The sequence below is a fragment of the Pseudoalteromonas sp. JC28 genome (assembly GCF_013319255.1).
Classification (GTDB): Bacteria; Pseudomonadota; Gammaproteobacteria; order Enterobacterales; family Alteromonadaceae; genus Pseudoalteromonas.
Map to the genome: position 1 here is coordinate 21040 of NZ_QOKX01000002.1, position 14316 is coordinate 35355.

Annotated in this window: 13 protein-coding genes and 2 pseudogenes; 7 read left to right on the forward strand and 8 right to left on the reverse strand. The window is 43.7% G+C overall.

The genetic code is table 11. The features are described from left to right. Positions 1-46 precede the first annotated feature (46 nt). Both DS891_RS05375 and DS891_RS05380 read right to left on the reverse strand, forming a co-directional pair. On the reverse strand, positions 47-1030 hold the full coding sequence (locus tag DS891_RS05375; protein WP_174169107.1) for a glutathione S-transferase family protein: 984 nt from the start codon (positions 1028-1030) through the stop codon (positions 47-49). A 9-nt stretch (positions 1031-1039) separates the two neighbouring features. Beyond that, positions 1040-1249: pseudogene (locus DS891_RS05380) on the reverse strand (pirin-like C-terminal cupin domain-containing protein); the annotation flags it as partial. Between the two features lie 348 nt (positions 1250-1597). Here DS891_RS05380 and DS891_RS05385 point away from each other — a divergent pair. The 3 genes from DS891_RS05385 (at position 1598) to DS891_RS05395 (ending at position 3870) form a co-directional block, all read left to right on the forward strand. Next, positions 1598-2107: a DUF2141 domain-containing protein gene (locus tag DS891_RS05385; protein WP_010376030.1), complete on the forward strand. Its 510-nt coding sequence runs from the start codon at positions 1598-1600 to the stop codon at positions 2105-2107. A gap of 147 nt (positions 2108-2254) precedes the next feature. Next, positions 2255-3142 carry an ABC transporter ATP-binding protein gene (locus tag DS891_RS05390; protein WP_174169109.1) on the forward strand — a complete coding sequence of 296 codons (888 nt, stop codon included), beginning with the start codon at positions 2255-2257 and terminating at the stop codon, positions 3140-3142. A 2-nt stretch (positions 3143-3144) separates the two neighbouring features. Next, positions 3145-3870, forward strand: a complete 726-nt coding sequence (locus tag DS891_RS05395) for an ABC transporter permease (protein ID WP_174169110.1) — start codon at positions 3145-3147, stop codon at positions 3868-3870. Positions 3871-3921: 51 nt separating this feature from the next. Here DS891_RS05395 and DS891_RS05400 read toward each other — a convergent pair. Both DS891_RS05400 and DS891_RS05405 read right to left on the reverse strand, forming a co-directional pair. Further along, positions 3922-4212, reverse strand: a pseudogene (locus DS891_RS05400) (DoxX family protein); the annotation flags it as partial. Between the two features lie 464 nt (positions 4213-4676). Next, positions 4677-5573 (reverse strand): LysR family transcriptional regulator, encoded by an 897-nt coding sequence (locus tag DS891_RS05405; RefSeq protein ID WP_174169111.1) that lies wholly within the window; start codon positions 5571-5573, stop codon positions 4677-4679. Between the two features lie 103 nt (positions 5574-5676). On the opposite strand from DS891_RS05405, the gene DS891_RS05410 reads away from it, so the two are divergent. Further along, positions 5677-6522: an SDR family oxidoreductase gene (locus tag DS891_RS05410; protein WP_174169112.1), complete on the forward strand. Its 846-nt coding sequence runs from the start codon at positions 5677-5679 to the stop codon at positions 6520-6522. 51 nt (positions 6523-6573) lie between these two features. Here the strand turns inward: DS891_RS05410 and DS891_RS05415 are convergent, their stop codons facing one another. Together DS891_RS05415 and DS891_RS05420 are read right to left on the reverse strand one after the other, a co-directional pair. Beyond that, positions 6574-6930: a hypothetical protein gene (locus DS891_RS05415; protein WP_010605604.1), complete on the reverse strand. Its 357-nt coding sequence runs from the start codon at positions 6928-6930 to the stop codon at positions 6574-6576. Positions 6931-7129: 199 nt separating this feature from the next. Next, positions 7130-7696, reverse strand: a complete 567-nt coding sequence (locus DS891_RS05420) for a uracil-DNA glycosylase family protein (protein ID WP_010605603.1) — start codon at positions 7694-7696, stop codon at positions 7130-7132. Between the two features lie 201 nt (positions 7697-7897). Between DS891_RS05420 and DS891_RS05425 the strand changes: the two genes are divergently transcribed. Genes DS891_RS05425 through DS891_RS05435 form a run of 3 tightly spaced genes read left to right on the forward strand, consistent with a single transcriptional unit; the run spans position 7898 to position 10115 of the window. After that, a complete protein-coding gene (locus tag DS891_RS05425; protein WP_010605602.1) occupies positions 7898-8203 on the forward strand; it encodes a hypothetical protein in 306 nt (101 codons plus the stop codon). Further along, a complete protein-coding gene (locus DS891_RS05430) occupies positions 8200-9783 on the forward strand; it encodes a PepSY-associated TM helix domain-containing protein (RefSeq protein WP_174169113.1) in 1584 nt (527 codons plus the stop codon). Before DS891_RS05425 ends, DS891_RS05430 begins: the two co-directional genes overlap by 4 nt. Further along, positions 9783-10115, forward strand: coding sequence for a DUF3325 domain-containing protein (locus DS891_RS05435; protein WP_010605600.1), 333 nt, complete (start codon positions 9783-9785; stop codon positions 10113-10115). The genes DS891_RS05430 and DS891_RS05435 overlap by 1 nt, the downstream gene beginning before the upstream one ends. A 485-nt stretch (positions 10116-10600) precedes the next feature. Here DS891_RS05435 and DS891_RS05440 read toward each other — a convergent pair whose 3' ends face one another. Both DS891_RS05440 and DS891_RS05445 read right to left on the reverse strand, forming a co-directional pair. Beyond that, complete coding sequence (locus DS891_RS05440; RefSeq protein WP_010605599.1) at positions 10601-12256, reverse strand: hypothetical protein; 1656 nt, start codon at positions 12254-12256, stop codon at positions 10601-10603. Positions 12257-12322: 66 nt separating this feature from the next. After that, entirely contained in the window at positions 12323-14242 is a 1920-nt protein-coding gene (locus tag DS891_RS05445; RefSeq protein ID WP_174169114.1) for an alkaline phosphatase PhoX, read from the reverse strand. Positions 14243-14316: the final 74 nt, after the last annotated feature.

The following is a 14316-nucleotide window of genomic DNA, read 5'->3' on the forward strand; positions in this document are numbered from 1 at the left end:
AATAGAAACAAAGACAAAGATTACTTACCCTGCACACGGAGGTTATTTACAACGTGATGCCTTTACGGTTATGAAAACGGTGATAATCAATGCTTGGCCCTTCTGGTACCACTTGGGTTGGATTGATCATCGTATGGCTAAAGTAGTAGTGCCTTTTAATGTGGTAAAAATCAACCGTATCTGCAATACCTTGATGTTGATATAAGTCACGCACATACGCAGAAATATTGGGGTAATCTTCGATTTGCTTAATGTTGCACTTGAAGTGACCATGGTACACGCTGTCGAAACGGATGAGAGTCGTAAATAGTCTCCAGTCGGCTTCTGTTAATTGTCCTTTCACAAGATGACGTTGCGCAGCGAGTCTTGCTTCGAGCTTATCTAGCGCGTTAAATAACGCGCTTACCGCACTGTGATAAGCATCTTGGGTTGTCGCAAATCCGGCTTTATATACGCCATTGTTGATGTTGTGATAAACAAATTCGTTTATTTCATCGATTTCATGTTGTAGCGCCTCTGGGTAATAATCGGTGTCGTTTCCCGTTATCTGGTTAAAGGCACAATTAAACATACGAATGATTTCACTCGATTCGTTGCTCACGATTTGCTCCGTTTGTTTATCCCAAAGGACTGGCACCGTGACTCGACCCGAATAATTTGGGTCGTTTTTCGTATACAGCTGATGCATAAAACTGAGCTGATACAGGCTATCACCGACTTCTGGACGCTGACTGGTAAAACACCAACCTTGATCTAACATATCAGGGTCTACAATCGATACATCAATATGCGCCTCTAATTGTTTAAGCTGTCTGAAAATAAGCGTTCTATGAGCCCAAGGACACGCAAGGGAAACATACAAATGGTAGCGTCCGGATTCGGCTTTAAAACCCGCTTTACCCGTTGGCCCCGCACTGCCATCTTCTGTTACCCAATTTCTTAGTTTTGCAGACTCACGCTCAAACTTGCCTTGGCTACTTTTTGTGTCATACCACTTATCGTGCCACTGACCGTCAATTAATAATCCCATGTAAACCCCCTATACAATATCGCCGAAGCGTCCTTGTTGATAATCTTTTACCGCTTGATGAAGCTCCTCTTGGGTATTCATCACAAATGGTCCCATATGCGCTATTTTTTCATTAATCGGCTGCCCTGCAAGGATCAAAAAGCCAACATCATCCGTCGCGAGGAGAGCGAGGTTTTGACTTGGGTCAAGCTCAAGCAACGTTTGCTCCCCATAGTTTTCAAATCCAGCGATGCGGTTAATATTTACGCCAGCACCATCTTGTGTTGCCTGTGCTTTGTTCGTTCGGATAATGTTCATAATAGCTCTCGGGTTAACCTAAACTTGGAATAATCAGCTCAGCGCAATTATTTAATGGTTAGCCTACCAAACCTGCGCGAGAATAAAATTAGTCAAATTTGGCTATTTCGTTCTATTGCGTCGAATGATTGTTCCAATCTATTACAACGCGTAGTCACACTGGTCAGAACAGTCTTTAACATTGCTCTCACCTAACAATTTTTAACAGTATTTACACAATTATCTGACAAGCTTGTGGAGCTACAATTTAACCCTTAATAGGAGCAAAGGATGAGGTCCCTAAGTTTATTGTTTGCGCTGGCACTACTTGCGGCGTGTAGTTCAACAAGTCCGGTAAGCGTAAATACGGTTGCAGGTCCCCCAACGAATCTTACGGTTGAGATCACTGATGTGACCAATACCGATGGTCAAATGCTAGTACTGTTATTTGACAATAGCGCTGACTACCACAGCGATAAAAATGTGAATGATCCAGACGCTCACTTTTTTCGCAAGCTGATTGTCACACCACAAACTCCTACCACGACGGTCACTTTTGAAGGCGTGCCTGCAGGCCAGTATGCGATCCACGTGATCCATGACGAAGACGGTGATGGCGGCATGGATCGAATGATCTTCCCATTTACCGGCATGCCAAGTGAGCCTTATGCACTGTCGAATAACATTCACGATAGCTTTTCAAAAGGCGATTTTGAAGAGGCTTTGTTTACTGTAAAGGCCCCTGACACTAAGATCCAACTTGCCCTCTCTACGCACTTATCAAAAATGACGGGGCTGTAATACTTGAATACTCACAGGTGCTGCAATGCCTGTGAGTTACCTTTTAAGTTCTGACATTTGTCATTTTATTTTCTGACAACCCTCACTCACGCTTCATCTTATAGCAGCGCATACTGCAAATCGTACAGTTCAGTAGGAGCGAAGACGGTGAGCAACGCCATTGAGTTATCAAATATCAGTTTTGCATACAACAATACTAAGCCAATATTATCAGACCTAAACCTTACGCTTGAACAGGGTAAGGTTTATTCCATTCTTGGTCCAAATGGCGCAGGAAAAACCACCCTGATCAATATAATGCTTGGCAGACTAAGACCCACATCAGGACGAGTCTCTGTTCTTGGCCATCAGCCTGAGTCTGATTTTTGTCGCCAGCGCGTGGGTGCCATGATGCAGTTAGGCGGGCTGCCTCTGCAAACCAAGGTGAGGGAGTTTCTGGCGTTATTTGCAAGTTACCATCAAACCCCAATTCCATTGGAGCGATTAATTTCACTCTGCCAATTAGCACCATTTTTAGAACAAACTTTCGACACGTTATCTGGAGGTCAAAAGCAACGACTGTTTATGGCAATTGCACTAGCAGGCAATCCCGACATTGTTTTTTTGGATGAACCTAGTGTTGGTATGGATGTAGAGTCGAGGCAGCAACTGTGGCAGGCCATACGCACATTAAAACAGCAAAATAAAACGGTACTTCTTACCACACACTATCTTCACGAGGCAGAAGCATTAGCGGATGAATTATTAGTGTTAAAAGAAGGAAAATGTACCAAGCTTAACGACATACCTGAGCTTGCCAACACCTATCGTCGCTCACAAATCAAGTTCACCAGCGACCTGCCTGCTGCTGCACTGGTTAACGCATTTCCTATGATAGATCTGCATGTTAAAGGCGATCAGTTCACTATATTGACGGATGAGCCAAACCATATTGTGCAGCAGGTATTAGAAAAATTTTCTATCCGCAATTTGTATGTAGCCCCAATGAGCCTCGAAGAAGCTTATTTATCCCTAATGAATGCTAGGAGCGCTTAACCATGATAAACACAGCATCCTTTATACTTGAAAGCAAAACTGAACTTTTGAGCACATTTAGAAGTAAGGGTTTTGTGATCCCAGCCACACTATTTCCTTGCTTGTTTTATCTTTTCTTCGGCGTGGTGTTCAGTCATCATGACTCCCATAACTATATGTATATCAATTATCTGATATTTGGCATGATAGGACCTGCGCTATTTTCCTTTGGCGTTAACGTCGCCCTTGAAAAGCAAAATGGTTGGCTGATACTCAAGCAGCTCTCTCCCGTTTCTCCCTATCAGTATCTGCTCGCAAAATGTGTGAGTGCGACGGCTTTTTCATTGCTCGTAGCCTGCCTAATGAGCTTGCTGGCATTATTTTCCGGCGTGTCCTTAAGTTTAGCTCAATGGTTACTCGTGATTGCCATTGCCCTGCTCGGCACCTTGCCTTTGTGTATGTTAGGGCTGTTAGTTGGGCTGTCAGTGTCAGCAAAAGCGGCACCTGCGGTGGTTAACTTAATTTACCTACCACTCTCGTTGCTTTCTGGCCTGTGGCTGCCTATCATGTTATTCCCTGAAGCGATGCAATGGTTTGCTTGGCTGTTGCCCACTTTCCATATTTCCCAATTGGCGCTTTCGACCATTGATGCCACCTTGGGTTTTCCAGTTTATCTCCATGTGGCCGTCCTAATTACACAAACGCTTGCATTATTCTTTGTCGCGCAAATTAAATTTAAGCAGGCTTAACAGGACAACTAAAAGCGCACGGTCCCAACCTTGTGCGCTTTTATTTCGTAATTACTTACTCTCTACTAGCTTACTATCAATGCTGAATTTACCAGCACCTGACGCGGCGAGTGCGAGAAAGCCACCAGCCACTGCAATATTTTTAAAAAACATTAAGAATTGTATTTGGTCGGCCAGATCAAAGTGAAATAGCAACGCACTAACAATACTAAATCCTGCAAATGCAATTGCTGTCAGCTGAGTAAATGCCCCCGCAAGAATGAAAAGCCCTCCTATCAATTCAAAGGCTATAACCAATGGCAGCAGCTCGCTTAGTAATCCGCTTGAAGCCATGTATGCAGCATTACCTTCGAAGTATTAGATTTTATTAATCACAGCCAGTATAAAAATGGCTGATAGCCCTACTCGGCCAAATAAAGATAATACTGATGCCATTGTACTGTTCGGTTTAATGATGTTAATTAGCCTGAGGTTTGGATAAGGGATGTTCTAACTGGCTATTTTTAAACTCAAATTAAATTATTTCCTTATCTAGCCAGAGAGTTTTGGGGATAACTAGGCGAATTTACGCACCAATAGCTGGCTATTGGAAGTGAATTCAACACAGTTAGCACAAAAACTGGCTGCTAGAAAGGCATAAATTATCCGAAGCTCAGGTTAATTAGGTTCATGATACTTTCCTCGATAAATATAGACGGTATTGGATTGGCTCTCGGTGATGAGCCGTTGGAAGAAAGTATATGTTCGCTTTAAAACAATTAAATTAGTAAAAATATCACACATCATTCTATTGAAAAGAATTAAAGCTATCCAAACAGATTCGCTTCCAATAGGTAGTCAATCACCGCCCGTGTTCTAGGCGGAATTTGTTTACGTGATGGATAAACGAGAGAAAACACCAGTTGCTCGCTACTTAGCTCTGGACAGATCATTTGTAACTCCCCGCGTTCAACTTCTTGCTTCACAGTAGAAGGCAATAATTGCGCAACTCCTAACCCTGATACTGTCATTTGTTGTAACAGCATAGGGGAATTGCACCAATGCACTTGAGTTGGTGTAAAGTTTACGGCTTCACCACTGCGATAAAACTGCGTCATCCCCGTTGATTTAGCCTGCTCTAACAGTAACCAAGGTAGCTGGTTTAGCTGTGTGTCTTTGCTTGGTAACCCATGCAATGCTATCAGTTTAGGACTTGCATAGAGCTTAAAACATTCTTGATGTAATTGCCTTGCAATCAGTGCGCTGTCTTTAGGAAAGCCAACCCTGATGGCGAGATCTATTTGGTCGTTAATAATATCGCGCTTGTCATCATCAACGATGATATTTAATTGGATCTTCGGATATCGCGCCGTGAGCTCAGAAAGTTTTGGTAACAGAAACTTATGTGCGGTGTCGTGTGTCATGGTTATTGAGACCATACCATGAGGCTCTTTGTTATCGATCAATACCTCAACATCATCCAAAATAGCGTGCAATGCATGCGCTTGAGCCAAAATGTCACGCCCCTCTCGCGTTAGCGTGAGTTGCCTCGTGCTACGCTGCAGTAGTCGAACGCCTAGCATGGTCTCTAACTGAGACACTTGTTCACTCACTCTAGAACGGCTAGTAGCCAGCTTTCGCGCAGCTTGAGCAAAGCTTCCCACATCCACAACCGTTGCAAATATCGCTAAGAGTTTTAGTGCATTTAAGTCTATTGTACTCAATTTCAGAACTCACCATATCGAATTAACTCACTTATGATAACAAAAATTACCACGCATAATAGCGACATCCAATACATTCTCATTTTAAAAAGAGGTATACATCATGATCGCAATCACAGGCGCAACAGGCAAATTAGGTCAATTAGTTATCGAGTTTTTGGCACAAAAGATCCCAGCCAAGCACATCGTGGCTCTTGTCAGAGATCTCGATAAAGGAAAGGCACTCACCAATTTAGGGATCACCGTAAGGCAAGCTGATTACGACAAACCGCACACACTTGATGCAGCACTTACAGGTATTGAAAAACTGCTACTGATCTCAGGCAATCAGATCGGAAGCCGAACAGCTCAACACAAAGCAGTTATTGACGCCGCAGTGAAAAACCAAGTGCGCTTAATTGCCTATACCAGCATTTTGAATGTGGACAATTCACCACTAGAGCTGGCTAAAGAGCACAAAGAAACAGAGGCGTATTTGAGAGCAAGCGGCGTGGCTTATAGCATGCTGAGAAATGGATGGTATAACGAGAACTACACTGATTTAGTACCTGTATTTACAGCAAATCATGCGATTACCTCAATCGCGCCGCAAGCTCAGATCAACAGTGCTGCTCGTGCAGACTACGCACTGGCTGCTGCCACCGTATTAAGTAGCGCTGGCCACGACAATTCAGTCTATGAGCTGGCTGGCGATCACGCATTTACAATTGCAGGTTTGGCACAAGCGGTGTCAAAGCATACTCAAGTTGAAGTAAAAGCAAAGTTTGTATCTGACGAAGAATATTTGGCCCACTTGGTTGCTCTCGGCGTACCAGCGGCGTTTGCTGAGTTATTGGTTGACGCGGAGGCACAAGCGCAACAAGGATATTTGGCAACCCAGAGTAATGCGCTCAGCCAGTTGATTGGTCGCCCGACCACAACGGTGACCCAGTCGCTCGCAAAAAATTAAGCATATTTTACCGCTGATCTTGTGCACGAGCTTTGCTTGTGCACTTATTTTTTACTCAACCTTACCTTCTAAGGTTGATATCAATAAGTCTCGACTCACTAAAAAGCCACAAATGCTCACCACGACTAAAAAGATACCGTACATAGAGCCGATATAAACCCAGTCGCTTTGGCCAAACCAAAGGCTTGCACGAGTACCATCATTCACTAATAAGATATTAACAAGAGACAGTGTGATCACGCTGCGAAAATAAATCGGTTTATCCATATGGCTCGCAAATGCTGCGATAATGAGGGAGAACAGGCATAAGTAGAAGCCTATAACGGAAAACGCACCAGGTTGCATACTTGGATAAAATGCGACGAGAGAAAGGAGTACAGCAGCCCAACCGGTAGTTTTGTATATCATTATCAAGTCCTTTGAAAATGTTAAAAAGTGTTTGTTATGTAAACAGGCTGGAGTATGAGGTAATACTCGTAATTACGCAACTAAATGGTGATAAATATTAGCTGATATGACCTTTATTCCTTAGTTTTAAACCTATCAGATTGCCTTTGATTTTGAACCTAATCCTAAAGCATTAAGTGAAAATTTAATTAACGCATTATCAAGATGATAGCGCAGCTGAAACTCTTGTCTTTAACTGCGGTACACTGTCTTTTTCAAACCAGTCGTGCTTTTTTAACCAGATCTGATTACGAGGGCTGGGATGAGGTAATGGCAAATGACTTTGACTGGAAAAGTCAGCATTTTTTACCATCTCAGTTACTGATGAATATTGCGTTAAGTAGCATTTTTGCGCATATTGCCCAATAAGTAGTGTCAACGATACATGGCTGAGTGTAGCTAGCACCTGAGAATGCCACGTGGGCGCGCAGATTTTAGGTGGTGGTAAATCTCCAGATTTCCCTTTACCAGGGTAACAAAATGCCATTGGCATAATGGCAAAGAGTTCAGGGTTATAAAACTGTATTCGACTTACACCCAGCCAGTCTCGCAATCTATCTCCACTTGGGTCATTAAACGGCTGGCAGGTTTGATGTGCTTTCAAACCCGGCGCTTGGCCTATAATTAAGACTTTGGCCTTATAACTGCCTTGGATGATAGGTTTTGCCCCCATGGGAAGCGCTTTATCACAAAGCTTGCACTGCCTAACACGTTCAAAAATATCCATCTTTCCTTACTTATTTTACCCAATGACACCAAGGGTCATTATGGCATAGCCATATTCAAAACCCCATTTAACCAACAAAACTTAAAGTGCTTAGTCGTTAAAACGACTCCACTCAACTTAAAACAAGTGCGAATCACTATCATTTAGATGCAAATTATTGGATAATATTCTATTACGTTTGCTGTCTTTTAAAGGGGTGCTATGCCTAGTCGGGATAACACAAATAATAAGGCTATTTTGTACAGAGCTGAAGTGCTTGCACGCTTTTTCATCGCTATTTTCGGCGGCTATTACGTGACTGTTTTAGCTTCATCTTTATTGGCTTTAACTTTACCTACTCCGCGCCTAGATGCGCTGTTATATGCATTAACAACTGGCATCGTCTTTTACGCCATTGTCTTTATTTGGGTGTTTGGATGCCGCTCTTTTAAAAAGGTATTTCTTGGCATGATCGGACTACTTTGTATTCTTTACGGTACTTTGACGCATTTTGGAGGCTCCCTGTGAGAGAGTCATTTTTCCGCAGTATGACTTGGCTACACACTTGGGTTGGTTTACTCGTTTGTTGGTTGCTGTTTTTAATCTTTTTTGCTGGTACTGCGAGTTTTTTCAGACATGAGATCAGTCTGTGGGCGCAACCTGCAACGCACCATCTACCTCATTATGATAGTACCCAACAAAATGAAACGGTCAAAAAGAGTATCGAACGATTTCAAGATATAGCGCCAAACGCCGAGTCTTGGCGTATTGAAATGCCGACGGAGCGTCGCCCAAGCCTGCTATTAATGTACTCCGAAAAGCCAGCCGAAGGAGAAAGGCGCGGAAAACGTCACTCTGAGTATCTTGACCCAGTAACGCTGGAGGCACTTCCTGAGTTTAGGGAGACTAGAGGCGGTAACTTTTTTTACCGTCTGCATTTTGACTTGCATTACATGAACGCGATCACCGCGCGTTGGATAGTCTGTTTTGCAACTCTGTTTATGTTGATTGCGCTTATTTCTGGCGTGGTGATCCATAAACGCATTTTCAAAGACCTATTCCAATTTAGAAATGGGAAAGGGCTGAGAAGTTGGCTTGACGCTCATAATGTTTCTTCCGTGGTGGCATTACCGTTTCATATTATGATCACTTACACCGGCCTAGTGACGCTCATTTTTATGTTACTGCCACAGCCCGCCGAGCAGCGCTTTGAAGATACAAAAACGCTTAGAGCCGAACGCTATCCATTTCTGGCCCCTACCCAAGAGGCGGGACAACCACTGAAGGGGCTCGCATTAAATACAGCGTTAGATCATTATTTTACTAACTCTGGTGACGCACCGCTTCGCCGCATTGTGATCTCATCGCCAGGGGATGCAAGTGCAACGATTAAGCTTTATGCCAATGCTCAACGTGCTGTTCAGGATGATCCGCCCAGTTGGATGTATAGCGCAGCATCTGGTGAGTTGTTAAAAACACACAATGTGACGCTGTCTGGCGCTGAAAATCTCTACGGCGGAATGATAGCACTGCACACCGGGCGTTTAGCGGAGCCACTGTTACGTTGGCTATACTTTGTTGCCGGATTAGCAGGTTGTGCCATGATTGCAACGGGTGCTGTTATGTGGGCAAAAAGACTACGCCAAAAGCTCAAGGGTGATGACAAGCCGGGTGTAGGCCTTAGGCTTGTGGAGTCGCTCAATTTAGGCACCATCATGGGGCTGCCAGTCGCAACAGCGATGTTCTTTTATGCAAACCGTTTGCTTCCAATAGAATTAACTGGACGTGCAGACAAAGAAGTTCTGGCGTTCTTTGTTACGTGGGGAATATTCACTCTGGCCGCTATATTTAAGTCGGATAGGCTCGCGTGGATGCTATCTGCGAAAGTAAATGCAATCATATGGGGCTTACTGCCTGTCGTAAACATGCTAACGACTGATGGCAGCCTCGTGAGCTATTTCATTAATGGTCAGTGGGTATTATTTGGTTTTGATGTGATGGCTCTTGGTATCGCATTCGGTTTCTTGGTTCAAGCCAAAAAGCTCGGCAGTACCAAAGCAGCACCAGCGACACCGCGTCGCCAAGCAAAACGCGAGGTAAATGCCTAATGGAATGGCTAACGTTTTTACTTTGCCTGCTAGCATTTATGGGTTTTGCAGTAGCAAAGCCCAATCACTATAAAGAAGTATTTGGTACACGTCCAAAAGGTAACGTAACAAGTCAATTAACCATTGCCGGCTGGCTTTGCCTTGGCGGCAGCTTAGCACTTGCTCTTAAAACTCAGGGGACCTACGGTAGCTTAGAGTTTATTGGTTATATGACCTTAGCAGTATTACTACTTATCGCTATCTTTGCGACCAAACCTAGTTACTTCAGATCACTATTTTACCTAGTCATTATCACTATGCTGCTCAGTACGCTGTATTGGATCATATTTTAACTAAGGCGCCACTAATGGCGCCTTTTTTAGATCACAATTTTACTAACATTCCTTTGTTAACTCTTTGAAACCACATCATTTAGCATAAAATATCAGCAATAATGACGCTATACACCGCAAATTTACTAACTCAAACTAAGTTAGGTTAGTAAAATCATGATCTAATGAGCTCAATTAGCTTAATCAGTTGGTAAAAACATGATCTGGTAGTCTTGTTATCGGACTAACTTAGTAAAATTCTGATCTAAGCGCCAAAGGAAATCTGTTGGTTGGTTAAATTCTGATCCAGAAAGCGAGAAGAGTAATTCTGCTCTGATCCGAGCTTAAGCTTTATCTTACCTTCAAGGTCTATGTGATAAGAAGATTAGCGTGCAATTTCAATTTGAAACTACCTCTTAGGATGATGGCAGTTTATCAGTGCCAGTCCCTTTATCTTTGAGCCTTTATCAACTCAGGGTAGGAAGCGCCCCTACCCTGAACACGATTTACTCGGCTTTATTCCAATCCAGCTGCATATCCCACACATATCGGTGCTCTGGCTCTAGAGGCTGTTGAGAATCATCGACTTGTTCAAGCACATTACGCGCTTTTACTATAGTGGCGTCACGACCGAACAGGTAGCTTTGCTCTTTGACAATGGTTAAGTAGGCTTTATTCAGCGCCAGCGCACGTGGTTTTGATGGTGTGATCAATTCATAAAGGTTCTTCGCAGACTGCACTTTTTTGCTGTTTACCGTGCCATCTTCGTTAAACCAGCGCATTAGCATCTCTTGGTTTTGCCTAAACTCATCACCGCCGCCAACACGCATCATATAGGTCAAGAATTCGCCCTGCTCTTCGCCTTTGTTAGGTACGTCTTGCATCTCTTTTAAATTGATATAACCCCAACCCAGTTTGCCTTCAACTTTACGCGCAAACGAGAAGGTTTGGTCATAGGTTGAGCCAATGGTTTTGTGACAGCCATTACAAAATGCAAGCTCTTGCTCATGTTGCGGACGAAGTGCGCCATTTTTATCCTCTATATAACCGTTAATCGTCCAACCAAAGTTGTTATTGATCCCTTGGTCGCCCAAATAAAGCGTTTGTGGGTAATTTTCGAATGACTTTTCTTTCGCTTCTCTGTAGTAAGCAGCACCGAGTGACTGCTTGGATTTAAAGTTGTGCTTCTTCATGTAGCGCACTTCTTTCATTCTTGGCGCATTAAATACTTGGCCATTATCATCCACCCCAATATACCGAACGGTATGTAAAAACTCGGTGTCTTGTGGGTATAACTGATGAGCAAGCTCGATAGTATTGGCATCACCAAGGTAACGTTCACTGCGCAGCATGCTAGTGATCTTCGTGAGTTTGCCATCACCATTTAAATCTACGCCAACTCGCGATTCAGAAATCACTGGCGTTGATATTTCGTCAAGTCCCTTTACAGCCATTTCAACTAGGCTTAAGTTGGCAAGGTAAACGTCCTGATTATACGTTTCGCCTTTTTCTCTGAAGGCGTCAGCAAGGCGGATCATGACATCCCCCGTCGAGCCATTGGTTGGCCAAAAAGTACTAGGAAAAGGTTTATAATTGAATGCCACCCAGCCACTGCCGTCCTTTGCTATACCAAGCTCATCGAACGCTTTTTCTGGATATGCCAAGTTGTTAAGTGGAGTGATCTCACCTTTCCAGTCAGGGTTATTTTTTAGTTTTTCGATAAAAGGGGTGTAATTATCTTGGTTGACCCAGTTAGTAATATCTTGATCTGATATATCCTTGATAAGCTCAGAGCGATCTTTAAACAGGTTTTTCCAATGGTTTTTAAACCCAAGATCGGAAAACTCATAAGCGCCTTGTAAATTGGCATCACGCATCATGTTTGGTCGGTTTTTTTCATCATATGATTGATGGCAGGCATAGCAAGGGTTATTCACGCCATCCGTTTTGGTGTAACACTGAGGAGGGATCACTGATTCGGGGTTATAGACTTCATTGTGCTGCATAAATGCGGCCGCAGGAATATCATCACCCTGTTTATAAGGTGCTGTAGTTTGCGCCGACATAAGTGCGGTATTGGTTAGCCCTTGAGTCTGTTCATCATTACAACCAAACAAGGCTACGCTCGTCAATGCCACTAGAGTTAGGCTAACGTATTTCATTTTTATGACTCCAAAATTTTGCTAAAAAAAAGCAGCGCACCATTCAATGCACTGCTACTTGTTTAATTATTTTGCTTTAGGGTCATAAAGCCAAAGCGTGTTGTTTTCTTGGAAGCCATCTTCACCAATGATGATGCGACCATCTTCCATAACGATTACGTTATCAGGCTGCGAAAGCTGATTGACGTCACAACGCTCAGCGCCAGTTAGTGACGAGCGGTAAGTTGCGCCCATGACAACCGGCTCAATGCGAGTTAGGTTATAGTTGTTATCGATATGAGCACGGTATACACCGCCACAATCTTTAACACGCGCAGAAAGCTGCATGTCACCTTCGCCATCAATCATGGTGTTGTCGATATCAGAGATACCGATATACATATAGGCTTTATCTACCACTTCACCGGCAACAACATCTTGACCAGTTACCGCCTCAAGTACGCGGTTATGGTTGATGCTTAAGCCTTCAAGTTTACGCCATTCAGCCGTAGCGCCTTTTTGGCGTGCAGCCTGACGAGACTCTAGGAAGATAGCGCGGTTGTCCATCGCTTTACCTGCCGTTACTTTACCGCCACCGTTTGCAACTGTTGGATAAGTAGCAGCGCCTTCCGCCCACGCTTTTACATCAGCAACAGACAAATAGCTTGTTTGACCTTCAACATAGTCAGTCTCATTGATGCCGTCGTACTCAGCCACCCAAGTTTCAATCTGTGCATTACTGCCGCTACCCAGCTCAACCCAGCTAATGTCAAAGCCAGTTACAGCCGGATCGGTAAGGCCCGCATCTTGAGTTAGCTTTGCTGCGTATAGGGTACCTGCACTTAAGTCTTCTGGTTGATCTGCAACAAATTTAAATAGTACGCCACCGGTATCATCTTGTGATGAATAAACAGTACGACGGTCAGGCATTACAACTGAGTTTTCATGCTCATAACGACCGATTGTGAAGTGTTTTACAACATCAGGCGTTTCGGTTGTAGGATTTTTGATTTCCGCAATGTAACCGTAGCGATAAGGGTTAGGGAAATCAGGTGCCATTAACGCTTCCATTGTGTCATTGCCTGTTTCAGCAGGATTATTCCACTGTGGATCTTGTGTTGAATCAACTTCAGACCAGACAATCCATTCTTCCGAAGTCAGCGGTGTGCCCCAAGGTGATACTGAACCAAAGCAGTTAGCAGCAGTGCCTTTAACACCGTCGAAGTCTACCATCATGGCTTCTTCGATTGACCATTTACCCGTTGTCGCTTTACTCATTTTCAAACGACTGACACCACCTGGGTACGCTTCCCAGTTTGTGAATAGATAACCTGTGTTTGCATCGACTGGAATATAACCATTGAAATCAGGGTTATCATTTTTAATGATTTCTTCACCAGTTGAGATGCTGTAATGTACACCCAAACCACCCGCTACCCCTTTAGTGCCAAGGTTTGCGAATGTGTCACCTGTTTGGCCTAGAATTTGATATTGACCAATTGCAGAAATCACGGTTTGTTGTTCCATGGTCGAAGCTGGAACTGGCGCGCTTGGGATATTTGCAGGTAGATTATTAAAGTTCACACCGGTTAGTACACCGACAGTACCTGTATTGAATGGCTTGCTATTGAACTTATCAGTAGCTGTGTTGGTGTCATTTGGGTGCTGAACGTTGAAGAACAAGTCACCCCCTTCAGAAAGAAATAAACCAGTTACTTCAGCACCAGCAGGGACGGTTGCGATGCGAACAAGGCCTGGTACGCTGTAACTACCATCACGACCATTTTGGCCGTCTTGTCCATTTTGACCATCCTGTCCGTCAGTACCATTTTGTCCATTTGTGCCGTTTGAGCCATTAGTACCATTAGTGCCGTTTGCACCGTCTTGGCCAGCTGTGCCCTGCTCACCTTGAGGACCCGCAGGACCTTGTGCTCCATCGTCACCATCACAGGCTGTAAGTGCCATTGCAACTGCTGCTGCAATAAGAGAATATGCTACACGCTTCATGAGTTACTCCAGTTCCTAAGTATTATTTTTTGTAAAGCGTGCAACAGTGTGAAGTGTTCCTGTTACAGTTGACT

Coding starts and splice junctions, on each gene's coding strand:
- DS891_RS05375 (WP_174169107.1), bottom strand. CDS start 1,030: ATGGGATTATTAATTGACGGTCAGTGGCACGATAAGTGGTATGACACA.
- DS891_RS05385 (WP_010376030.1), top strand. CDS start 1,598: ATGAGGTCCCTAAGTTTATTGTTTGCGCTGGCACTACTTGCGGCGTGT.
- DS891_RS05395 (WP_174169110.1), top strand. CDS start 3,145: ATGATAAACACAGCATCCTTTATACTTGAAAGCAAAACTGAACTTTTG.
- DS891_RS05410 (WP_174169112.1), top strand. CDS start 5,677: ATGATCGCAATCACAGGCGCAACAGGCAAATTAGGTCAATTAGTTATC.
- DS891_RS05415 (WP_010605604.1), bottom strand. CDS start 6,930: ATGATATACAAAACTACCGGTTGGGCTGCTGTACTCCTTTCTCTCGTC.
- DS891_RS05420 (WP_010605603.1), bottom strand. CDS start 7,696: ATGGATATTTTTGAACGTGTTAGGCAGTGCAAGCTTTGTGATAAAGCG.
- DS891_RS05425 (WP_010605602.1), top strand. CDS start 7,898: ATGCCTAGTCGGGATAACACAAATAATAAGGCTATTTTGTACAGAGCT.
- DS891_RS05435 (WP_010605600.1), top strand. CDS start 9,783: ATGGAATGGCTAACGTTTTTACTTTGCCTGCTAGCATTTATGGGTTTT.
- DS891_RS05440 (WP_010605599.1), bottom strand. CDS start 12,256: ATGAAATACGTTAGCCTAACTCTAGTGGCATTGACGAGCGTAGCCTTG.
- DS891_RS05445 (WP_174169114.1), bottom strand. CDS start 14,242: ATGAAGCGTGTAGCATATTCTCTTATTGCAGCAGCAGTTGCAATGGCA.